This window comes from Spongiactinospora gelatinilytica (assembly GCF_003236385.1).
GTDB classification, from domain to species: domain Bacteria; phylum Actinomycetota; class Actinomycetes; order Streptosporangiales; family Streptosporangiaceae; genus Spongiactinospora; species Spongiactinospora gelatinilytica.
The window spans coordinates 1-21,498 of record NZ_POUA01000051.1 but is presented as its reverse complement, the minus strand read 5'-3'; the positions used below and the strand labels follow the sequence as shown (position 1 = coordinate 21,498).

16 protein-coding genes are annotated in these 21,498 nt (G+C 72.2%); 7 read left to right on the top strand and 9 right to left on the bottom strand.

What is annotated here, in order from left to right; all coding sequences use genetic code 11:
• Positions 1–25 precede the first annotated feature (25 nt).
• Genes C1I98_RS09525 through C1I98_RS09515 form a run of 3 tightly spaced genes read left to right on the top strand, consistent with a single transcriptional unit; the run spans position 26 to position 3,250 of the window.
• Entirely contained in the window at positions 26–622 is a 597-nt protein-coding gene (locus C1I98_RS09525; RefSeq protein WP_111166710.1) for a glycoside hydrolase family 25 protein, read from the top strand.
• A 43-nt stretch (positions 623–665) separates the two neighbouring features.
• Positions 666–2,639 (top strand): threonine--tRNA ligase, encoded by a 1,974-nt coding sequence (gene thrS / locus C1I98_RS09520; RefSeq protein WP_111166709.1) that lies wholly within the window; start codon positions 666–668, stop codon positions 2,637–2,639.
• Positions 2,640–2,686: 47 nt separating this feature from the next.
• Entirely contained in the window at positions 2,687–3,250 is a 564-nt protein-coding gene (locus tag C1I98_RS09515; RefSeq protein WP_233507603.1) for an HIT family protein, read from the top strand.
• Positions 3,251–3,421: 171 nt separating this feature from the next.
• Here the strand turns inward: C1I98_RS09515 and C1I98_RS09510 are convergent, their stop codons facing one another.
• From C1I98_RS09510 to C1I98_RS09465, 9 genes are all read right to left on the bottom strand, one after another.
• Positions 3,422–5,587 carry an alkaline phosphatase family protein gene (locus C1I98_RS09510; RefSeq protein ID WP_146607346.1) on the bottom strand — a complete coding sequence of 722 codons (2,166 nt, stop codon included), beginning with the start codon at positions 5,585–5,587 and terminating at the stop codon, positions 3,422–3,424.
• 160 nt (positions 5,588–5,747) lie between these two features.
• Positions 5,748–7,361: a glycoside hydrolase family 10-like protein gene (locus C1I98_RS09505; RefSeq protein ID WP_111166722.1), complete on the bottom strand. Its 1,614-nt coding sequence runs from the start codon at positions 7,359–7,361 to the stop codon at positions 5,748–5,750.
• A gap of 183 nt (positions 7,362–7,544) precedes the next feature.
• Positions 7,545–9,674 carry an elongation factor G-like protein EF-G2 gene (locus C1I98_RS09500; RefSeq protein ID WP_111166706.1) on the bottom strand — a complete coding sequence of 710 codons (2,130 nt, stop codon included), beginning with the start codon at positions 9,672–9,674 and terminating at the stop codon, positions 7,545–7,547.
• A 327-nt stretch (positions 9,675–10,001) separates the two neighbouring features.
• Complete coding sequence (locus tag C1I98_RS09495) at positions 10,002–10,226, bottom strand: tautomerase family protein (protein ID WP_111166705.1); 225 nt, start codon at positions 10,224–10,226, stop codon at positions 10,002–10,004.
• An 18-nt stretch (positions 10,227–10,244) separates the two neighbouring features.
• Entirely contained in the window at positions 10,245–11,534 is a 1,290-nt protein-coding gene (locus C1I98_RS09490; RefSeq protein ID WP_111166704.1) for an ATP-grasp domain-containing protein, read from the bottom strand.
• Positions 11,531–12,313, bottom strand: a complete 783-nt coding sequence (locus C1I98_RS09485) for an ATP-grasp domain-containing protein (RefSeq protein WP_111166703.1) — start codon at positions 12,311–12,313, stop codon at positions 11,531–11,533. The genes C1I98_RS09490 and C1I98_RS09485 overlap by 4 nt, the downstream gene beginning before the upstream one ends.
• Positions 12,310–14,793, bottom strand: coding sequence for an ATP-grasp domain-containing protein (locus C1I98_RS42710; protein WP_199536827.1), 2,484 nt, complete (start codon positions 14,791–14,793; stop codon positions 12,310–12,312). The genes C1I98_RS09485 and C1I98_RS42710 overlap by 4 nt, the downstream gene beginning before the upstream one ends.
• A complete protein-coding gene (locus C1I98_RS09470; protein WP_199536826.1) occupies positions 14,786–16,057 on the bottom strand; it encodes an MFS transporter in 1,272 nt (423 codons plus the stop codon). The genes C1I98_RS42710 and C1I98_RS09470 overlap by 8 nt, the downstream gene beginning before the upstream one ends.
• Positions 16,045–17,022: a PLP-dependent cysteine synthase family protein gene (locus C1I98_RS09465; protein WP_111166702.1), complete on the bottom strand. Its 978-nt coding sequence runs from the start codon at positions 17,020–17,022 to the stop codon at positions 16,045–16,047. Before C1I98_RS09465 ends, C1I98_RS09470 begins: the two co-directional genes overlap by 13 nt.
• A 913-nt stretch (positions 17,023–17,935) precedes the next feature.
• On the opposite strand from C1I98_RS09465, the gene pgsA reads away from it, so the two are divergent.
• From pgsA to C1I98_RS09445, 4 genes are read left to right on the top strand one after another with little or no spacing between them, the layout of a single operon-like run.
• Positions 17,936–18,583, top strand: coding sequence for a phosphatidylinositol phosphate synthase (pgsA, locus tag C1I98_RS09460; RefSeq protein ID WP_111166719.1), 648 nt, complete (start codon positions 17,936–17,938; stop codon positions 18,581–18,583).
• Positions 18,573–19,499, top strand: a complete 927-nt coding sequence (locus C1I98_RS09455) for a phosphatidylinositol mannoside acyltransferase (RefSeq protein ID WP_199536825.1) — start codon at positions 18,573–18,575, stop codon at positions 19,497–19,499. Before pgsA ends, C1I98_RS09455 begins: the two co-directional genes overlap by 11 nt.
• A gap of 12 nt (positions 19,500–19,511) precedes the next feature.
• Positions 19,512–20,651: a glycosyltransferase family 4 protein gene (locus C1I98_RS09450; RefSeq protein WP_111166701.1), complete on the top strand. Its 1,140-nt coding sequence runs from the start codon at positions 19,512–19,514 to the stop codon at positions 20,649–20,651.
• Positions 20,648–21,190 carry a LemA family protein gene (locus tag C1I98_RS09445; protein ID WP_111166700.1) on the top strand — a complete coding sequence of 181 codons (543 nt, stop codon included), beginning with the start codon at positions 20,648–20,650 and terminating at the stop codon, positions 21,188–21,190. The genes C1I98_RS09450 and C1I98_RS09445 overlap by 4 nt, the downstream gene beginning before the upstream one ends.
• Positions 21,191–21,498: the final 308 nt, after the last annotated feature.

Genomic DNA, 21,498 nt, shown 5'->3' with positions numbered 1-21,498 from the left:
CCGGCCGTCACGGGGGTAGGTGCGCATGCTGACCGGCATCGACGTTTCCGACTGGCAGAACGCGGTGGACTGGGCCGCGCACACGCGGGCGGGGGTCGCCTTCGCGTTCGCCCGGGCGAGCGAGGGCGTCGCCGTCACCGACAGGCGGTTCGCGGTCGATTGGGCGGCGATGCGCGAGCACGGCCTGGTGCGCGGGGCCTACCACGTCGCCCGGCCCGATGCCGATCCGGCGGCCCAGGCCGGTCACTTCCTCGGCGTCGTGGCGGCGGCCGGCGGAGCGGCGCGGGGCGACCTGCTCGCCCTCGTCCTGGACCGCGCCGGCGGCGTCGAGCCCGCCGGGGTGTCCGCCTTCGCCCTGGAGTGGTGCCGCGCGGTGGAACGCGAGTGCGGCGTGCGTCCCTTCGTCCACACCCACGCCGCCTTCGCCAAGGAGGGCAACTGCGCCGGGCTCGGCGGCCACCCGCTGTGGATCTCCTCGCCCGGCAGGCCGCCGGGCGATCCGGAGGTCCCCGCGCCCTGGCGGGAGTGGCGGATCCACCAGTACGCGCACAGCCCGGTGGACCTGAACGTGTTCGCCGGTACCACGGACGACCTGACCTCGCTGGGTCTTCGCCACCGGTAACATGCGGTGTACTCAGTCGTCTCGAAGCGATCTAGGAGAAACCGTGTCTGCCGTGGCGCACCTTCGCATCACCCTCGCCGGAGCCGAGCGTGCGGTGGCGGCGGGCACGACGTACGGCGAGGCGCTCTCGGCCGACGGGACGACGGTCATCGCCGCCCGCGCCGACGGCGAGCTGAAGGACCTCGCCGCCGAGGTCGGCGACGGCGAGACCGTCGAGCCGGTGGAGATCGGCAGCGACGACGGCAGGGCGATCCTGCGGCACTCCGCGGCGCACGTCATGGCCCAGGCCGTGCAAGACCTGTTCCCCCACGCCAGGCTGGGCATCGGCCCGCCGGTGGAAAACGGGTTCTACTACGACTTCGACGTCGAGCAGCCGTTCACCCCCGACGACCTCAAGCGCATCGAGAAACGGATGCGCGAGATCGTCAAGCAGGGCCAGGCGTTCTCCCGGCGGCCGGTGACCGACGGCGACGCGCGCGAGGAGCTGGCCGCCGAGCCGTACAAGCTGGAGCTCATCGGGCTCAAGGGCGGCGCGGCCGACGCGGGCGAGGGCGCGAGCGTGGAGGTCGGCGCGGGCGAGCTGACGATCTACGACAACCTCGACCCGAAGACCGGCGAGCGCCGCTGGCGCGACCTGTGCCGCGGCCCGCACCTGCCGACCACCCGGGTCATCCCCGCCTTCAAGCTGATGCGCACGGGCGGCGCCTACTGGCGCGGCAGCGAGAAGAACCCGCAGCTCCAGCGCGTCTACGGCACCGCCTGGGAGTCCCGCGAGGCGCAGGACGCCTACCTCACCATGCTGGCCGAGGCCGAAAAGCGCGACCACCGCAAGCTGGGCACCGAGCTCGACCTGTTCAGCTTCCCCGCCGAGATCGGCGGCGGCCTGGCCGTGTGGCACCCCAAGGGCGGCCGGGTGCGGCGGGTGATGGAGGAATACTCCAGGGTGCGGCACGAGGAGGCGGGTTACGAGTTCGTGGTCACCCCGCACCTCACCAAGTCCTCGCTGTTCGAGACCTCCGGCCACCTGGAGTGGTACGCCGACGGGATGTACCCGCCCATGGAGATGGAGGGCGCGAAGTACTACCCCAAGCCGATGAACTGCCCGTTCCACATCACGATCTTCAAGGCCCGCGGGCGGTCCTACCGCGAGCTGCCGCTGCGGATGTTCGAGCTGGGCACCGTCTACCGCTTCGAGAAGTCCGGCGTGCTGCACGGCCTGACCAGGGCGCGCGGCTTCACCCAGGACGACGCGCACATCTTCGTCACCCCCGACCAGCTCGCCGACGAGCTGGCCTCGCTGTTGCAGTTCGTCATCGACCTGCTGCGCGACTACGGCCTGACCGAGTTCGAGGCGGAGCTGGCCACCCGGCCGGAGAAGTTCGTCGGCGACCCCGCCGAGTGGGACGAGGCGACCGCCGCGCTACGGCACGCGCTGGACAAGTCCGGCGTGCCGTACATCGTGGCGGAGGGCGAGGGCGCGTTCTACGCGCCCAAGATCGACGTCCACATCCGCGACGCCATCGGCCGCCGCTGGCAACTGTCCACCCTCCAGGTCGACTTCCAGCTCCCGCAGCGCTTCGACATGGAATACCAGGCCGCCGACGGCACCCGCAGGCGGCCCTACATGATCCACCGGGCGCTGTTCGGGTCGGTGGAGCGGTTCTTCGCGATCCTGCTGGAGCACTACGCGGGCGCGATGCCGCCGTGGCTGGCCCCCGTCCAGGTCGTCGGCATCCCCATCGCCGACGCCCACGTCCCGCACCTCAAGGCGGTCGCCGAGCAGCTCGCGGCCCGGGGCATCAGGGTCGAGGTCGACGAGGGCGACGAGCGCATGCAGAAGAAGATCCGCAACGCCCAGAAGGCCAAGGTCCCGTTCATGTTGCTGGCCGGTGACGACGACACCGCCGCGGGCGCGGTGTCCTTCCGCTATCGCAGCGGCGAGCAGAAGAACGGCGTGCCCGTGGACGAGGCGATCGAGGAGATCACCGACGCTGTGGCCCGGCGCGTCCAGGTCTGACACCCTCGCGACCCGAGCCCGCGCCGGCACGCCCTATGCTGCTTGGCATGCACGACAGCGACCCGATCGAACAGGCGGGCGCGGGCGCCCCGGACGCCTTCCAGCGGCTGTGGACTCCACACCGCATGGCCTACATCAAGGGCGAGGGCAAACCCGCGGGCACCGGGCCCGGCGACGGCTGCCCGTTCTGCGAGATCCCCAAGCTGGACGACGCCGAGGGGCTCATCATCGCCCGCGGCGGGTCGGTGTTCGCGGTGCTCAACCTCTATCCGTACAACTCCGGTCACCTGATGGTCTGCCCCTACCGGCATGTCTCCGACTACGCCGACCTCGATGACCAGGAGACCGCCGAACTGGCCGGCTTCACCAAGAACGCGCTGGTCGCGCTGCGCCGGGCGAGCGGCGCGCAGGGCTTCAACGTGGGAATGAACCTCGGCGGCGTGGCCGGCGCGGGGATCGCCGCCCACCTGCACCAGCACGTGGTGCCCCGCTGGGGCGGCGACACCAACTTCATGCCGGTCGTCGGGCACACCAGGGTGCTGCCGCAACTCCTGGCCGACACGCGCGACATGCTGGCCCGGGCCTGGCCCACCGGCGACGAGGGGGCCTGAGGCCCCCGAGGCACCCCTGACCGTCAGGGCCCGGCGACGGTACGGCGTGATGGCCGCCGGGAGCGCGACCCCGGTGGCGGGACGGCCTTACGGCCGCCCCGGAGCGCGACCCCCGGCGGCTGGGCGTCCGAAGGGCCGCCCGGTCTTCCGGGGGCCCGGCGGGGACGGGTGCTAGGCCGGTTTGGGGGTGACGGGCGGCGCGGCCGGAAGCAGCGGGCCGGGGGCCTCCCTGCCGCCCGAGGGCAGCGCGGCCACCCCGGCGGCGATCACCAGTGGCACGGCCAGCGCCAGGGCCATCGACAGCACCGCCGCCCCCGAGTCGTTGACCAGCATGCCCACCACGCCGCTGACCAGCGTGCCCACCAGTCCGGCGCGCAGCGCGGGGGAGTGCTCGAAAGCGGCCGGCACCACGCCCGCGCTGGCCTGCCCCGGGTGACGGACCGCGTACACCAGGAAGACCGCGGCGGCGATCAGGATCGGCATCAGAATCGGGTTGGCCATGGTGCCGATCATCGCGGCCAGCTTGCGCAGGATCACCTCGATCGCCTCGCCGGTCAGCACCTGGCCGACGAACCTGCCGAGGTGCGTCTGCGACGCGGGCGGGCGCAGGTAGTCCAGGAACGCGATGGCCATCACCACGACCCCGCCGATGACGCAGAACACCGCCAGCTTGACCAGCGAGACCCGGCGGCCGGCGATCATGAGCGCGGTCACCGCGATGCCCGGGATGAACGCGATCACCCCGCCGAAGTCGCTGCCGATGCCCGGCCAGCCGCCCAGGATCATCGCGATGCCGCCGAGCACCGCCACCGTCGCCACGGCCGCCGTCCGCCGGCCGCGCTCAAGCAGCCGGTGCGCCACCACGGTCGAGGTCAGCAGCACACCGGTGGCCAGCAGCGCGAACGGGATGTTGCCCAGGCCGTAGTAGCGCGAGCCGACCACGGCGGTGTAGCCCATCACGCTGTTGAGCTGCAGGGTGGTGCCGGTGAGCAGGTCGGCGGCCAGGGCACAGCCGGTGATCCCGGCCACCACCGCGAGCGGGCCGAGCGGGCTGCGCCGCCACGGGCCGGCCAGCGCGACAGCGGCGATCAGCGCGGCGATGGCGACGATCACGCCGACGTGCGCCGGCAGCGGGCTGCTCGCCGCCGACCAGGGAACGAGGTTCACCAGCAGGCTGGCCACCGGCACCGAGGACAGCGCGACCGCCGCGGTGCGGACCCGGCCGAGCGCCTTCCTGCGCCGCATCAGCACGAACGCCGCCAGGTAGAACGCCACCTGCAACACGGCCAGGCCGAAGAAGAAGCCGGTCAGCATGTTCCTGATGGTCTGCCCGGCCGCGTCGTCGTCCTCGAAGGCGCCGGCGGCCTGCTGGACCGGCCCGGTGTCGTCCTGGCCGGGCGCCCAGGGGGTGCCCACCACGTTGGGCGGCGCGGCGACGCCCGCGGCGTGCAGCAGGGTGGCGGTGATGTCGGGGATGATCGTGACGTCGTCGAGCCGGGTGGAGGTCGTGCCCAGGGTGTGGCCCGCGGCCCCGGGTGCGCGCAGCATGGCGGCGCGCAGGTGGGGTACCGAGCCGTGGTCGGACAGGCCCGCCACCAGCACGGTGGCGCCCGGCGGCAGCGCGGCCAGCACGGCCCCGGCCTTGGCGTCGGCGGCCCGCACCGCGGCGGCGCGCGCCTCGGGCGCGACGGGCTCCGCCTCACGCGGGATGTAGCCGCCCGCCATGTACGGCCGGGCGATGTCGTCGATGTCGGCGGCCACCACGGGACACCCGCCCAGCGAGGCGGCGGTGAGCCCGTCGGCCGACGGCAGGTAGACGTCCACCGCGCCGGAGCGGTCGGCGAGGGCCAGCGCCCCGCCGGGGCCGATCGCGGCGGTACACCGCCCGGCCGCCCGCAGTGCCTCGCCCAGCGCGCCCGCGTGCCGCTGCCGGGCGACGGCGTGCAGGTAGCCGTAATCGGGGATGACCGCGCCCGCGCCGCGCCGCTCGGGCACCGGCGGCAGCCCGCACCGGTAGCCGACCGCCGAGCGGATGCCCGCCGAAACCGTCAGCCACCCGTCGTAGGGGCAGGTGACCGGGCCGACCGTGCGGATCGACAGCGATCCGAGCGCGCTTTCGGCGGCCACCTTCCAGAGATTCGGCGTCTCCCGCGCGCTCAGGTCGCTCCAGCGCAGCCCCGGAACCCCGAGCAACGCCACGACCCCCTGCGCCCCTCCGGCGGCGCTCTGGGCGCCGGTGACACCCGCATCGGTGGCCTCCGTGCCGGTGGCCGCCCATGCGGGAGCGGCCGTGCCCAAGACGAGCGACGCCAACAACGCGAGCAGTGTCCGCCTCACCAGAACCTCCCCCTTGCCGCACAACATTCTGCCGGGTCTGATCCGCGGCACTGTACGCTGACGGGCACGGTAGGGGAGGCTGAGGCCGCGCGTCCAGGATTCACCGGATTCTGTGGAAAACCCCGGCCCCGCAATAGTTTATCGGTGGCCCAGTGGTGGCTCAGACCTTGATCCGGGCGGCCTCGGACTCGTTGTGCAGCCGGTCCAGCGCGGTGACCAGGTAGGTGCCGGGCGTCTTGGCCGCGATGGCGTTGCCGTCGGAGACGACCGCCACGAGGTTGGTCGCGTCGGCCGTGGCACAGCGGCCCGGTTCGCCGGCCACCCGGTAGACCGCGTACGCCCTGGCCCCCTGCGACGGCTTCCAGGTCAGCTCACCGCCGGAGACGCGCAGATCGGCCGGCGCGGGCGGGGCCTCCCCGCCGCGGTCCTTGATCAGCGGAAGCAGCGCCGGGCGCGTATAGTGCTCTGAGCCCAGCCGGCCGAACACCCCGAGCGGGTCGGCCAGCAGTGACTTGGCGCTGAAGTAGACATCGCCGCGGATCTGCTTGTGCGCGCGGCCGAGCGTCAGGTGCGCGGGAAGTTCGCCCGGCTTGCGCCAGGCCCCCGTGGTGCCGACCTGGTAGAGCGCCTGCCCGATGTAAAGGTGGACGCCGGTGCCCTTGACCTCCTCGGCCCACCACGGGGCGAGCGCCGAGTAGTCGGCGTTGGCCTGCCCGCGCGGCCAGTAGAGCTGCGGGATGATGTAGTCGACCGTGCCGTTCTTGATCCAGTGGCGGGAGTCGGCGAAGATCTGGTCGTAGGCCGACATGCCGCTGGTGCGCGACCCCGAGGCGTCCTGGGCCTTGTTGCGCCAGATGCCGAACGGGCTGATCCCGAACTTCACCTCGGGCCGCGCCTCGTGCACGGCGGCATCGACCTCGGCGACCAGCTTGTTGACGTTGTCCCGCCGCCAGGCGGCCAGGCTCTTGCCCTTGCCGTACTTCCGGAACGCCGCCTCGTCGGCGAACCTCGTGCCCCGCCCCGGGTAGGGGTAGAAGTAGTCGTCGAAGTGCACGCCGTCCACGTCGTAGCGGGTGGTGACGTCGGTCACGACCTTCACCACGTGCTCGCGGACCTTAGGCAGCCCGGGGTTGTAGTAGAGCCGGCCCTCGTGCCTGACCACCCAGTCGGGGTGTCGCCTGGCCGGGTGCGCGGCGGGCGGCCTGCCGCCCTTGTCGTCGGCCGCCCGGTAGGGGTTGAACCACGCATGGAACTCCAGGCCGCGCTTGTGCGCCTCGGAGATCAGGAAGGGCAGCGGGTCCCAGCCCGGGTCCTTGCCGGGGGTGCCGGTGAGGAAGCGCGACCACGGCTCGTGGGGCGACTTGTAGATCGCGTCGGAGGCGGGGCGGACCTGCACGAAGACCGCGTTGAAGCGGCGCTTGGCGGCGTTGTCCAGGATACGGGTGTACTCGGCCTTCTGCCGCTGCTGCGACAGGCCGGTCTTGGAGGGCCAGTCGAGGTTGTTGACGGTGGCGATCCACACCCCGCGAAGCTGGCGCTTGGGCCGGGCCTTGTCGACCTTGCAGTCGGGGGCGGCGGTCACGGCGTGCGCCTGGCGGCCGGTCTCGCCCGTGGCGACGGACTCGGTGCCGGACCCTGGGCCGGATTTGACGGCGGTGCGTGCCTCGCCCGCCCGCTTGTCCCGCTGCCCGGCCTCCGCGTCGGGGCCGAACGCGTAGGCGGTGGCGGTGGCGGCCATGGCGACGACCGCTGAGGCGAGAAGCGCCTTCCGCATGACGCTGGTCTCCTGGTGTCCGGTGCGCATGGTTCCCCAGTCTTACACCGTGGGCGGAATGCTTTGACCGGAAGAAAGAAATCGTTTCGTGATGCTTGTGTGATGAAAGCTAACCCCCGGGGCGGCGTCCCGGCGGGGCGCCGCCTGGTGGTGTTCGTGCCGGTGCGACGGATGTTGCGGGAGTCAATCGTGCTTGGCGGACACCACCTTGTCGGCGAGGTGCCCGGGCAGCGGCTCGTAGCGCAGGAACGTGCGCTGGAAGGCGCCGGTGCCGTGGGACATCGACCTCAGGTCGATCGCGTAGCGGGTGATCTCCAGTTCCGGTACCTCGGCCCGGACGAGCGTACGGCCGGCACCGACCGGCTCGGTGCCGAGCACCCGGCCGCGCCGCGAGGAGAGGTCGGACATCACCGACCCCACGTAGTCGTCGTCCACCAGCACGGAGATCTCATCGACGGGTTCCAGGAGCAGGGTGGCGACCTTGCCCGCGGCCTCCTTCAGCGCCAGCGAACCGGCGATCTGGAAGGCCATGTCGGAGGAGTCCACCGAGTGGGCCTTGCCGTCGTACAGGGTGACCTTGACGTCGACCATCGGGTATCCGGCGAGCACCCCGCGTTCCATCTGGGTGCGCACGCCCTTTTCCACCGACGGGATGAACTGCCGGGGCACGACGCCACCGACGATCTTGTCCACGAACTCGAACCCGCCGCCCGACGGCAGCGGCTCCACCTCCAGGTGGCAGATGGCGTACTGGCCGTGCCCGCCGGTCTGCTTGACGTTGCGGCCCATGGCCTGGCACCGGCCGCCGAAGGTCTCGCGCAGCGGCACCCGAAGGTCCACCCGTTCGACCTCCACGCCGTACCGTTTGGCCAGGCGGTCCAGCAGCACGTCGGCGTGCGCCTCGCCCATGCACCAAAGGACGAGCTGGCGGGTCTCGGCGTTGTTCTCCAGGCGCAGCGTCGGGTCCTCGGCGACCAGCCGGGCGAGGGCCTGGCTCAGCTTGTCCTCGTCGGCCTTGGACCTGGCGCGGATCGCCACCGGCAGCAGCGGGTCGGGCATCGTCCAGGACCGCATCAGCAGCGGGTGCTCCTTGTCGGACAGCGTGTCGCCGGTCTCGGCCCGGGACAGCTTGGCCACGGCGGTGATGTCGCCGGCCACGCACTTGCCGGCGAACCGCTGGGTCTTGCCGAGCGGGGAGGACAGCGTGCCGATCCGCTCGTCCACGTCGTGGTCCTCGTGGCCGCGGTCGGCCAGTCCGTGCCCGGAGACGTGCACGGTCATGTCCGGCCGCAGCGTGCCGGAGAAGACCCGCACCAGGCTGATCCGGCCCACGTAGGGGTCGCTGGTGGTCTTGACCACCTCGGCCACGAGCGGGCCGTCGGGGTCGCAGGCAGGGTCGCGCACCGGCCTGCCGTCGATCGTGGTGACCTCGGGCAGCGGGTGCTCCAGCGGGGACGGGAACCCCTGCGTGATGATCTCCAGCAGCTCCTGCGCGCCGATCCCGGCGCCCGAGGCCAGCACGGGGTGGAAGCCGCCCCTGGCCACCGCCTTCTCAAGGTCCTCGATGAGGACCTTGGGGTCGATCTCCTCACCCGACAGGTAGCGGTCCATCAGGGACTCGTCCTCGGACTCCTGGATGATCCCCTCGATGAGCATGCCGCGGTACTGCTCGATCGTGTCGAGGGTGTCGGGCGACGGCTCGCACACGGCGGGCGTGCCGCCGGAGTAGTCGATGAACCGCTGCGAGAGCAGCGCGATGAGCCCGCCGTCGTGCGGGAGGTACAGCGGCGCCACCCCGTCGCCGAAGGCGCTCTGGCAGGAGGTGAGCACCGCATCGAAGTCGGCCCGCTGATGGTCGATCTTGGTGATCACCACGGCCCTGGGCATGCCCACCGACGCGCACTCCTCCCACAGCAGCTTGGTGAGGCCGTCGATGCCCTCGGTGGCGGAGACGACGAACAGTGCCGCGTCGGCGGCGCGCAGCCCCGCCCGCAGGTCGCCCACGAAGTCGGCGTAGCCGGGGGTGTCCAGGAGGTTGATCTTGATGCCGTTGTGCACCAGCGGGGCGAGGCTCAGGTTGACCGATCGCTGCTGGCGCACCTCGACCTCGTCGAAGTCGCTGACGGTCGTACCGTCCTCGACGCGTCCGGTGCGGGAGATGGTGCCGGTCGCCGCGAGCAGGGCCTCGACGAGCGTCGTCTTGCCCGCTCCGGAATGGCCGACCAGCACCACGTTGCGCACCATCTCAGGCAGGTCGGCCGCCGGTGCCCTGCCCGCGGCTCCCGCGGTCGCGCCGGCCGTCTTGTCAGCCATTTCGCCTCCAGCGTCGTCTCGTCCACCGCGGCGCAGGGCCGCGTCCGGTCCGCCACCGCGTTCTGACGCGCCGTTGTGCCGAACTTGCTGGGTCACCGACAAGACGCGGTGTGTTCACCAAATACCTAGACGCTAGACCAAAAGCCACCTGAAGGCCATGCAGGTGAACGACCTGCGAGCAAGACTGCCTCCCAAGATCATCAAGGCCGACGGATGACCTGCACGATCAAGCGCGCCGCCCGCGGCGGTGAGGACCGCCGGACCGGCAACTGGTACTTACCCCAGATCAGGACCGTTGAGCGTGCCGGGCCCCTGGCCGCCCTCTCATCAGTAAGAAGGGTTCTTGCGAAGCAGGTGGCGGTGGCCGATGATCTCCGGCTGGTACACCAGCTCGTGCCATGACTCCGCCGGCACCGGCTCCAGCGCGATGGAGACGGCCCCTTCGTCGACGTCGAAGGCGCTGGTCACCGCGTCGGTGACCCTGGCGAGCAGCGTGTCCTCCTGCTCCTGGGTGAGGTCGGCGGGGAAGTGCTTGATGGAGATGTGCGGCATCGGAGGCCTCCTGGAGAATCATGCGTTGGTGTGGTGGGACCGGGCGAGTACCGGACCGCGCAGTACCAGCCCGTCCATGAACCACGCTTCGACCTGGCGCAGCCGGGCGACGCAGGTCGCCCGGTCGGGCCCCGACACCAGCGTGGTGAACAGGAAGTCCGCTGAGAAGGTGGCCGCGCGCATGGTCTGTCCCGGCTGGACGAAGACCTGGTACTTCTCGATCCACGGGAACGGCGGCGGGCCATCGGGCACCGAGACCACCCTGCCGGGCCGTTTCATCAGCACCAACTGCCCGGACATCCGGGCGGGCCGGGGCCGTCCTGAGCCGGTCCCGGAGAATGCCGCGGTGAGCGCCGCGGGCAGCGGGAGGCCGAGCTGGGCCCGTACCCAGGACTCGGTCGGATCGACACCGAACAGGATCCGGATGACGTCGCGGACCGAGGCGCCGCCGGTCCGGCAGGCGATCTCGCACAGCACCAGTTCGTCGCCGGGCGTGTGGAAGATCTCGGCGTGGAAGGCGAAGTCCCGGGGGCCGGGCAGCGCCTGGAGCGCCCGCTCGGTCAGCTCGACCAGGCGGCCGGTGAGCGGGTCGTCCACATCGAGCGTGACATCCATCCTGCCGCCCCGATCCTCACGGAAGGACGACAGGGAGTAGAGATACTGCGACGGCCAGGCCAGCACCACCTGGCCGCCCACCACGAGCCCGTCCACATGGCACATCGGCCCCGGCACGAACCGCTCGGCGATCAGGTTGGGCGGGTGCTCGCCGTACAGGTCCAGCTCGTCGGCCAGGTACGTCTCCAACTCGCCTGCGGAGCGCAGGATCCGCAGCCCCACCGAGCCGGCGCTGTCGCGGGGCTTGACCACCACCGGGAAGCCGTGCTCCCCGGCGAAGGCGAGCAGGTCCGCGGCGCACTCGATCTCCCGGTACGGAGTCACCGGCAGGCCCGCGGCGACGAACCGCTCCTTCATGAGGACCTTGTCGCGGAACGGCAGCACGCTGTCCAGCCGCTGGCCGGGCAACCCGAGGATCTCCCGAAGCTGGGCGGCCCGCTCCAGATCCCGTTCCTGACAGGCCACGATGTGCCGGACGCCGTGCTCGCGGGCCAGGCCGAGGCAGAGGGCCTCCACCCGGCCGCCGGTCTCGTAGCCGGGCACCGCCGCCGCGTGCCGGTAGCCGGCGGCGGCCGGGGTGAGGTTCTCCTCCTCGGCGGTGAGCAGCAGGACGTCGCCGCCGTACTCGGCGACCCACCGGTCATAGGGCGTCGCGGCGATCGAACCGCGGTAGTGCAGAACCAGGACGCTCATCGTGCGGCCTCCTGCGCGACGGCGGGCAGGGCCGCCTGGGCGCGTACCGCGGCCCGGGTGGACGCGCCGCGGGGATCGTAGTGGACGGTGTCGATCAGCCAGTCGCCGGTCGCGGTGCGTACCGCCTCGATCGCGCGCGGGTGGCCCGGGGTGTCCGGTAGCAGCGCGAGGGCGGCGTCGGTCACGGCGATGCCGGGGCCGCGATGCCGCGCCCCGCCCACCGGGGACTCCACGGTCAGGTCGGGCACCAGGGAGGGATCCTCCGGCAGCCGTCCGGCGGCGAAGGCGCGCAGCCCCGGCTCGTCGCGCAGTTCGGCGACGACCGGCCTGCCCGGCGCCCGGCGCCGCCGGACGAGAAGCGGATAACCCCAGCGATGGGCGTACCAGTACAGGTCGCACACCCGGCGCACCCCCGCCCGCCGTATGACGGGAATGCCGGCCCGCCGCAGCAGCGCCCGCGCCGCCACCGGGTCCGCCAGCGGCAGCGCCGCGTCCCGGGACTGACCCGGCAGGCCGAGCAGGTCGCGCAGACCGCCCGCCCTGACCTGGTCGGCGGGATCGACCGCGACGATGGCCGTGATCTGGCCGCGTGCTGCCAGGTCGCGCACCGCCGTTTCCGCCGCGGCGAATCCGAGCCCGGTCAGGAACCGCAGGCCGCCGTAACCCGTGCCGTCCACGGCCGACGCCGGCCGGCCGGTCAGCAGCAGCGGCGCCGCGTCCAGCCACTGCGGATAGGGGAGCAGCGGCCGGCCGGGCCGGTCCAGGATGACGATGCTCACCGGTCGCCCTCCATCCTGACGGTCACCGTCTCGATCAGCTCCTCGCACAGCCGCACGGCCTTGTCGGTGTCAGAGGCGGCGACCGCGACCAGGCCCAGCCGGTCCCAGTTGTCGCGCATCCGGCGCACCACCGCCCCCGGCCGGGCGCTCACATCGACGGCGAGCACGTCCGGGTGCTTCCGCAGTTCCTCGACGCCCTCGACGGCGGCGATCCGGCCCGGCCTGCCGACCAGCCCGCGGGCGCAGGCGGCGCCGATCGGCTCCGGCGGCCCCGGCAGCGCACTGACCAGGCCGAACGGCCAGGCGAGCGTGTAATGGGTCAGGTCGATGCCGTAGGCCGCCCGTACCAGTGCCCCGATGCGGCCTCCGCCGATCCGGTTGTGGGACTCGATGACCAGCGGACCGCGCGGCGAGATCCGCAGCTCGGTGTGGGCGGGTCCGTCCGCGACCCCGATCACGTCAAGGAACTCGGCCGTCGCGGCGGTGATCGCGGCGGCGGTGCCGGCGTCCACCCGGGCGGGCATGGCGTGGCCGAGTTCGGCGAAGTGCGCCGAGCCGACCAGCTTCTCGGTGATCGCCACGACCACGTGCCGCCCGGCGAAGCTGAAGGTCTCCACGCTGTACTCGGGCCCGCAGATGTACTCCTCCATCAGGTAGTCCTTGAGCTCGTACAGCGTGGTGCCCCGGTCCACCCCGTCCGCGCGCGTCGCCCGGACCCGCTCCCACACCGGTCCGGCGTCCTGCGGTCCGCGGACCAGCGAGATGCCGAAGCCGGCCGTCAGATCGGTGGGCTTGACCACGAAGGGGTAACCGTGCCGGTCGCCGAACGCGCGCAGGTCCTCCCGCTCTCGCAGCGGCTCCGCGGCGACCGTGGGCGCGCCCGCCGCGGCCAGGTGCCGGCGCATGGCCAGCTTGTCGCGCAGCAGGTGGGCGGCCCGGTGGCCGGTGCCGCCGAGTCCGAACAGGTCGTTGATCCGGCCGGCGGGTTCCAGCCCGGGCTCGGTCAGCGACAGCGCGGCGGAGAAGTTCCAGATCCGGTGCGCCGCCTCGGCGAGCGGCCGGAGCACCGCCCAGTCGGTGTAGTCGGCGATCAGCGTGACGTCGGCCAGCTCGGCCTGCTCGGGCTGGAACTTGTCCTTGTGCTGGATGAGGATCACGTTCAGGCCGAGCGACTTGGCCAGCCGGATCGGCTCGGTGAGGTGGCCGATCAGCAGCAGGGTACGGGCCGGATCCGGCGTCGCCGCCGCGATCCGCCGCACCGCGTTCACCGGCGTGCCCTCGGGTTCCACCCACAGCAGCGCCTTGGCCTCGGCCGCCCGGTCGCGCGCCGCCTCGGGGGTCGGCCCCTCGGTGACGACGTAGCCGTGCCGGCTGCGCGAGTGCCGGGTGACCGGGAGCACGTCACCGGGCCCGAAGCGGAACTTCACCTCGCGCACGAAGGGCAGCGCGGCGATCTGCTCCACCCCGCCGGCCGCCGCGATCGGGCCGGGCGGCAGCTGGAAGAAGGACACGCAGCCCGTCGCGCGCGCCGGTCCGGGCAGGACCGGCCGCCCGGCGAGCGCCTCGAAGATCGCCGCCTCGATGTCGAACCCGGTGGCGATTCTGATCAGCGACGGGATGCGGTCACCGCCCAGCCGGGCCTGCGACTCGACGATCCGGGGGCCGTCGCCGGTGAGGATGACCTCGGTGTGGGCGGGGCCGAACGTGAGCCCGGCGGCGTCCAGGAAGGCGGTCACCAGGTCGGCGATGGCCGCCGCGTCCGGCTCCGGCAGCGGCGCCGGGAACACGTGCCCGGTCTCCACGAACAGCGGCGGCGGCATCGTCTCCTTGGCGGTGATGCCGATCACCTGGTGGCGCCCGCCCGCGGACAGCGTCTCCACGCTGAACTCCGGGCCGCGCAGGTACTCCTCGGCCAGCACCGGGCCGTGGTAGCCGAAGGCGGCCAGTTCGGCGGCCCAGTCGGCCAGCTCGCCGGCGGCGTGCACCAGCCGGACCCCGGCGCTGCCCTGCAGGCCGCAGGGCTTGACGATCACCGGCAGGTCGAAGCCGGTCAGCAACGGGGCCAGCTCGCCGGGCGCGCCGGCCCGGACGGACCGCACCGGCGACAGGCCGTGCCCGGCCAGCAGCTCGCGGGTGGCGGCCTTGTCGTTGAGCGCACGGATCGCCGCCGGGGTGTTGGGCGCGAGGCCGAGGGCGTACGCCTCCTCGGCGACCGGCAGCATGGTCTGCTCCTTGCCCAGGTGCAGCACATGGGCCACGTCGCGGGCGACCGCCGTCTCGCGGACCAGCCGCCGCAGCTCCGCCACGTCGGAGAAGTCGGTCAGCAGCAGCTCGGCGGAGTGCTCGGCCACGTCCCGCAGGTACTCGGGGGTCTGCAGCGCGGGATCCCAGATGGAGTACACGGTGAAGCCGGCGGCGACCGCCTTCTGCACCAGCTGGCTGTACGGCTGCACCATCAGCAGCCTGTTGTCGTCAGTCACCGGACCGCGCTCCTTCCAGCAGTGCCGCGCGGTCGCCCAGGTTCCGGAAGAGGGATCGGTACAACTGGATGGCGGTGGCCCCGAAGACCACGTAGAGCGCGGCCATCCCCCAGGAGGGCAGCACCGACCCGAGCGACACGCACACCGAGCCGACCACCAGGCCGAGCCGGATGGCCAGGCCGTACGCGGCCATGTACTTCGTGCGATCGGACGCGGGCACCAGGTTGGCCAGCAGGGTCTGCTTGACCGGCGCGTTCATCAGTTCGCCGACGGTGACCACCACGGCCGCCCCGATCAGCACCCAGACGTCCCCGCTCACCGCCCACACCGCGTATCCGGCGGTGAACACCACGATGCCGGCCATCAACCGCCGCTCCTCGCTCAGCCGTCCGAACAGCCGGCCCGCGAACAGGCCCAGGCAGACGACCAGGAAGGTGTTGACGGCACGCAGGATGCCCAGCGTGTTGACGCCGTCCACGGTGAGGTGCCACGGTCCGATGTCCAGCAGCCGCTGCGGGGTGAAGTCGCTGCTCAGCCGTACCGCGATGTAGGTGGAGATCTGCACCTCGATCGCCCGGATCAGCAGCGCGGCCAGCACCAGCCGCAGGAAGATCCGGTCGCGGGCCACCGAGACGTAGCCGGCCAGCATGGCGGTCAGGCCACCGGCGGTGCCGCCGGGCGAGGTCTCGCCGATCGCGAGCAAGGTCACCAGGAAGATGCCCAGGTTCACCAGCGCCCCGGCCAGCAGCAGGTGGAAGAAGAAGCCGGTGTAGAGGAAACCGCCGGTCAGCGAGCCGAGCATGAAGGCCACGTTGATCGACCAGTACTTGAGCGTGTAGACCGTGGTCCGGTTCTCCGGGGTGGAGACGTCCACGATCATCGCCTCACCGGCCGGCAGGGCGATCGCCGCGCAGCCGGCCGCACCCAGGTACAGCAGGTACGTGAGCACGCCCGAGCCGCCGCCCAGCGGCGAGTTCACCAGGGCCAGCCCGGCGAAACAGAGCACGCCGCCGAGTTCGCCGAGCAGGAGTATCGGGCGGCGCCCGTGGACGTCCGCCAGATGGCCGCCGGCCAGGGTGCCGCCGATCGCGACGACCGCGGTCCCCAGGGTCATCAGGCCGGCCAGGGCCGCCCCGTACAGGCCGGAGAAGTGGATGACCATCAGCGGGACCAGCATGATGTCCAGGAAGCGCTGGCAGAAGCCCACGCCCAGGCGCAGCTTGACGGTGCGGTGCAGTTCCCGGTAGCCCATCAGACCGGCCACCAGCTCAGGTACCGCTCACCGCTGTCCGGGAAGATCGTCACGACGGTCCGGCCCGACAGGTCGTGGCGGCGGGCGAGTTCGGCGCAGCCGTGCGCGGCGGCTCCCGAGGAGATGCCCACCAGCAGTCCGGTACGGGCGGCGATGGCCCGGGTCATCTGCGCCGCGGCCTCGTCCGGCACTGTGATCACCTCGTCGATGCAGCTGATATCGGTGACGGGGCTGGTGAAGCCGCCGTTCAGGCCCGGGATTCGGTGCGGTCCAGGAGAGCCGCCGGACAGCAGCGGGGAGCCCGCGGGCTCCACCGCCACGATCCGCAGGTCCGGGTTGCGCTCACGCAGGTAGCGGCCCGTGCCGGTGAGGGTGCCACCGGTGCCGACCCCGCACACCAGCACGTCCACCGTGCCACCGGTGTCCGTCCAGATCTCCGGGCCGGTGGTCGCGTAGTGCGCCCGTACGTTGTCCGGGTTCTCGTGCTGGCGGGCGTACCAGGAGCCGGGGATGGCGGCGTGCAGTTCCTCCGCCCGTTCCACGCACCCCAGGAAGCCCAGGGCGTGATCGGTCAGCTCGACTCTGGCGCCCAGCATGCGCAGGGTGAGCACCCGCTCCCGCGACGCGTTGTCCGGCAGCACGATCACGCAGGGATGGCCCCGGGCGGCCGCCAGCGACGCCAGCGCGATGCCGGTGTTGCCCGAGGTGGACTCGACCACGGTGGCGCCGGGCGCCAGCGCCCCGGACTCCTCGGCCGCCCGCAGCATGTACGCCGCGGCGCGGTCCTTGACGCTGGACAGAGGGTTGGCCGCTTCCAGCTTGGCGAGCACGGTGGCGGCCGGCGGCACGCCATCGAGCCTGAGGCGGAGCAGCGGGGTCCCGCCGATGAGGTCCTCGACCGTCTCGACGCCGCCGGACCGGGCCGGCGGCGGCGCGGGGGTCGTGATGGGGAAATGCTCGACGGAGGTGTGTGGCATCGGAGGCCTCTCGGGGATCTATGCGTTGGCGCGGGCAGGCTGGGCGACAGGCTGGGCGAGTTGTGGACGGCGGACGGCGGGTAGGTCAGGACACCCGCCGCCGGCCGCCGGACCGGCGAAGGTCCACAGCGCGGCACGGGCCCCACGGGCCGATCAGCGGTCCCGGGAACGCCACGGCGGCTCATGCGACTCATGCGACGAACGAGCCGGACGCGCGGATGGGCGAATCCGCCCAGGAATACCGATGGCGTACCTGGACGATCCAGCTTCGGGACCGGCCGGTGCAGCCGTTTCCGGCGCGCGCAGCGGTGCTCAGGTGACACCCGGGTATTCGGCCCTACCGCCTCGGCTCGCCCGGCACGGTGCGACGAACACCGCCCCCGGAGAGCCGGCGGCGCGTCGGCGCGGCTCGATTCGGGCGCAGGAGTTCCACGCGGAAAGAGTGACACTTCATTCATGTGAGGGTCAACCCTTTTGCCGTAGATTTCGGGAATAATCGTGCGGCCCGGGAAATGCAGCAAGCCCGCTCGACTTCAACGTCGATCGGGCGCACCGACCAGCATCACCGAATTGACATCTCATTGGCGTTCCGGACGTCGTCACGGCCGAGCCGCAACCGGAGATCGAGCCGGACTTCGTGGCCGAACCGCCCCGATCTTCGACCGAAGGGCTTTCTTTCCTCTTCTCATTCGCTTTCCGGTGGCGAGAAGCATGCGAGAAGCGGCGCCGTCGATATGCGCTTGCCCTTTGAGTCTAGATTTCTTCGCATTCTGAGTCAGGCGCGCCACGAAGCCCACGTCCATATGATCGAACCGGCGGGCCGCGCGGATGATCTCGGGTGGGGGAGGGTAAAGCTCGGCTCACGTGCGTTCCAGGGCGGTCTTGGCGCGATGTGTCCTACGATCGGACCGCGATGCTCAAACTTCTGCGCCCCGCAGTCACCCGGATCCTGACCCCGCTGGGCACGGCGCTGGCCCGCCGTGGCGTCAGTCCGAACACGGTGACCGCCCTGGGCACCCTCGGCACGGCGGCCTCGGCCCTGTTCTTCTTCCCGCAAGGGATGCTCTTCCCCGGCACCCTGGTGATCACCTTCTTCGTGCTCGCCGACCTGCTCGACGGCGTGCTGGCCCGGCTGGGCGGCACCGGGGGCAGTACCTGGGGCGCTTTCCTGGACTCCACGCTGGACCGGGTCGGCGACGCGTCGATCTTCGCGGGCCTGACCTTCTGGTGCGTGCTCAGCGGCCAGATGGTGCTCGCGTGCGTGGCGATGTTCTGCCTCGTCGCCGGCGCGATGGTGTCCTACGTCAAGGCGCGGGCCGAAGGCCTCGGCCTGTCCTGCGACGTCGGGCTGGTCGAGCGGCCGGAGCGGCTGCTGATCGCGCTGGTCGCCGCCGGGCTGTCCGGCCTCGGCGTGCCGTACATTCTGGGCGTGGGCCTGTGGCTGCTCGCGCTGGGCAGTGCGGTGACCGTGGTCCAGCGCGTGCTGCACGTCCACCGCCAGACCACAGCGGACGGCGTGCCCGCCGGTTCCGCGGCAGACCGGGAGAGCGATGAGCGCTGAGCGCGACAAGGCGAGCCTGACCGAGAGCCTGGTGGCGGCCGGTTTCGCGGCGGGCTGGACCCTGCTGCCCAGGCTGCCGGAGCGGCTGACCTCGGCCGCCTTCCGCATGGTGGCCGACCAGGTGTGGCGCCGCCGCGGCAAGGGCGTGCTGCGCCTTGAGGCCAATCTGGCCAGGGTCACCGGGATGGCCCCGGGCAGCCCCCAGATGCGCGAGCTGAGCAGGGCGGGGATGCGGTCCTACCTGCGTTACTTCCACGAGATCTTCCGGTTGCCCGCGATGGCCCCGGACGAGGTGGTCGCGCGCAGCCACGTCATCGGCCTGGAACACGTACAGGCCGCGGCGGAGGCCGGGCGCGGCGCGGTGCTCGCGCTGCCGCACATGGGCAACTGGGACCAGGCGGGCGCGTGGCTGGCCGCGGTGGGCCACCCGTTCACGACGGTGGCCGAGCGGCTGCGTCCCGAGTCGCTGTACCTGCGCTACACGCGGTTCCGCGAGGGCCTCGGCATGGAGGTGCTGCCGCTGACCGGCGGCGACGGGCACAGCTACGCCACGCTGGCCCAGCGGGTACGGCGGGGCGGCGTGGTGTGCCTGCCCGCCGAGCGCGACCTCACCGCCAAGGGCGTGGAGGTGCGGTTCTACGGCGAGGCCAGCCGGGTGCCCGCCGGGCCGCCGCTGCTCGCGGTGCAGACCCGCTGCGCGCTGCTGCCGGTGATCTTGTGGTTCGAGGGCGACGACTGGGGGATCCACATCCACCCGGAGATCCCCGTCCCGCAGGAGGGCACCCGGCAGGAGAAGGTCGCCGCGGTGGCGCAGAGCCTGGTGGACGTGTTCGAGAAGGGCATCGCCGAGCATCCCCAGGACTGGCACATGTTGCAGCGGATGTGGCTCTCCGACCTGGAGCCGCGGCATGGGTGACGGGTGTGGTCCATGAGGGTCGGCCTGGTCTGTCCCTACGCCTGGGACGTGCCCGGCGGGGTGATGGCGCACATCCGCGACCTGGCCGAGGCGCTGATCGCCGACGGGCACCACGTCTCGGTGATCGCCCCGGCCTCCGATGACGCGGCCGTCCCCGGATACGTGGTGCCCGCGGGGCGGGCGGTGCCCGTGCCGTACAACGGCTCGGTGGCGCGGATGGCGTTCGGCTTCCTGTCGGCGGCCCGGGTGCGGCGCTGGATCCGCGAGGGGCGTTTCGACGTGCTGCACATCCACGAGCCGCTGGTGCCCAGCCTGGGCGTACTGGCCTGCTGGGCGGCCAGGGGGCCGATCGTGGCGACCTTCCACGCCTCCTGGGTGCGCTCCCGGGCCATCGCGGTCGCCGAGCCGATGCTGCGCAGCGCGCTGGAGAAGATCAGCGGCCGGATCGCGGTCTCCGACGCGGCCAGGAAGAGCCTGGTGGAGCAGTTCGGCGGGGACACCGTGCTGATCCCCAACGGCGTGACCGTGGGCCGCTACGCCGAGGGCGAGCCGCTGGACGGCTGGGGCCCGGACGGCCACACGCTGGGCTTCCTCGGCCGGATGGACGAGCCGCGCAAGGGCCTGCCGATCCTGCTGGACGCGTTCGCCGCGCTGGCCGCCGAGCGCCCGCGGACGCGGCTGCTGATCGCGGGCCCCGGCGACGCCGACGACGTCTACGAACGGGTGCCCGCCGAGTTCCGCGACCGGGTCACGCTGCTCGGCATGGTGAGCGAGGAGGAGAAGGTCCGCGCCTACCACTCGGTGGACGTCTTCTGCGCCCCCAACACCGGCGGGGAGAGCTTCGGCATCGTGCTCGCCGAGGCGATGTCGGCCGGGGCCACCGTGCTGGCCAGCGACATCCCGGCGTTTCGCCGGGTGCTGGGCGACGGGGAGGCGGGCGCGCTGTTCCGCAACGGCGACGCCGGGTCGCTGGCGCGGGAGGCCGGGCGGCTGCTCGACGACCCCGGGCGCAGGTCCCGCCTGGCGGAGGAGGCACGGCGCGCGGTGCGCAAGTACGACTGGTCCACGGTGGCGCGTGACGTGGTGCGGGTGTACGAGACGGTGACCCAGCACCAGGCGGGGGTCGTCGAGGACAGGACGGACGCCCCATGACGTCCACGGTGGTCATCTTGGTGGTGGGCGTGGTGCTGGTGCTCACCGCCGTCTACATCTCCTGGCGGGCCGGCCGGCTGGACCGCCTGCACATCCGCCTGGAGCTGGCCAGGGAGGCGCTGGACGCGGCCCTGGTACGGCGCGCCGCCGTGTGCCTGGAGCTGGCCGCCTCGCGCATCTTGGACCCGGCCACGTCGCTGGTGCTCGCCTCGGCCGCCCACGAGGCCCGTACCGCCGGCCCCGACGAACGCGAGCACGCCGAGAGCGACCTCTCCGGCACCCTGCGGGCGGCGGTGGAGCAGGAGCGCTTCCGGGAGAAGCTGGCCGAGGCCCCCGGCGGGGCCGGGCTGCTGGAGGAGCTGGACGAGGCCGTGGCCAAGGTGGTCTACGCCCGCCGGTTCTACAACAACGCGGTCGGGGTCACCCGGACCGCCCAGCGCCGCTGGCTGGCCCGCACGCTGCGGCTGGCCGGCCGTACCGAGTACCCGAGCTTCTTCGAGATCGACGACACCCCGCCCGCGTCGATGGCGGCCGAGTGAGCTGTCGTGATCCTCGCTGTATGGTGCGAAGTGGGGGTTTGTTGACCTTTGTTACCCATTTTTGAGCTTCTTCGCAGGTCGCATCGGTAAGCTCTTCCCGATTCACGGCAAAACCGGAGGGGATGACTCGTGCGGGCATATCGGGTGATGACGGTCGCGCTGGCCGGAGTGGCCGTCCTGGTTCCGAGCGTGGCCTGCTCCTCGGGCGGCGGTGGCGGATCGCCGGCCGGCCGGCAGAGCGCCGCGCCCCCCTCGGCCCTGTCTCTTATAAACATCTGACGCTGCCGACGACTAGGCGAGTGTAGGTC

Coding starts and splice junctions, on each gene's coding strand:
- C1I98_RS09505 (WP_111166722.1), bottom strand. CDS start 7,361: ATGCGGAAGGCGCTTCTCGCCTCAGCGGTCGTCGCCATGGCCGCCACC.
- C1I98_RS09450 (WP_111166701.1), top strand. CDS start 19,512: ATGAGGGTCGGCCTGGTCTGTCCCTACGCCTGGGACGTGCCCGGCGGG.
- C1I98_RS09515 (WP_233507603.1), top strand. CDS start 2,687: ATGCACGACAGCGACCCGATCGAACAGGCGGGCGCGGGCGCCCCGGAC.
- C1I98_RS09500 (WP_111166706.1), bottom strand. CDS start 9,674: ATGGCTGACAAGACGGCCGGCGCGACCGCGGGAGCCGCGGGCAGGGCA.
- C1I98_RS09525 (WP_111166710.1), top strand. CDS start 26: ATGCTGACCGGCATCGACGTTTCCGACTGGCAGAACGCGGTGGACTGG.
- C1I98_RS09455 (WP_199536825.1), top strand. CDS start 18,573: ATGAGCGCTGAGCGCGACAAGGCGAGCCTGACCGAGAGCCTGGTGGCG.
- C1I98_RS09445 (WP_111166700.1), top strand. CDS start 20,648: ATGACGTCCACGGTGGTCATCTTGGTGGTGGGCGTGGTGCTGGTGCTC.
- pgsA (WP_111166719.1), top strand. CDS start 17,936: ATGCTCAAACTTCTGCGCCCCGCAGTCACCCGGATCCTGACCCCGCTG.
- C1I98_RS09490 (WP_111166704.1), bottom strand. CDS start 11,534: ATGAGCGTCCTGGTTCTGCACTACCGCGGTTCGATCGCCGCGACGCCC.
- C1I98_RS09465 (WP_111166702.1), bottom strand. CDS start 17,022: ATGCCACACACCTCCGTCGAGCATTTCCCCATCACGACCCCCGCGCCG.
- C1I98_RS09495 (WP_111166705.1), bottom strand. CDS start 10,226: ATGCCGCACATCTCCATCAAGCACTTCCCCGCCGACCTCACCCAGGAG.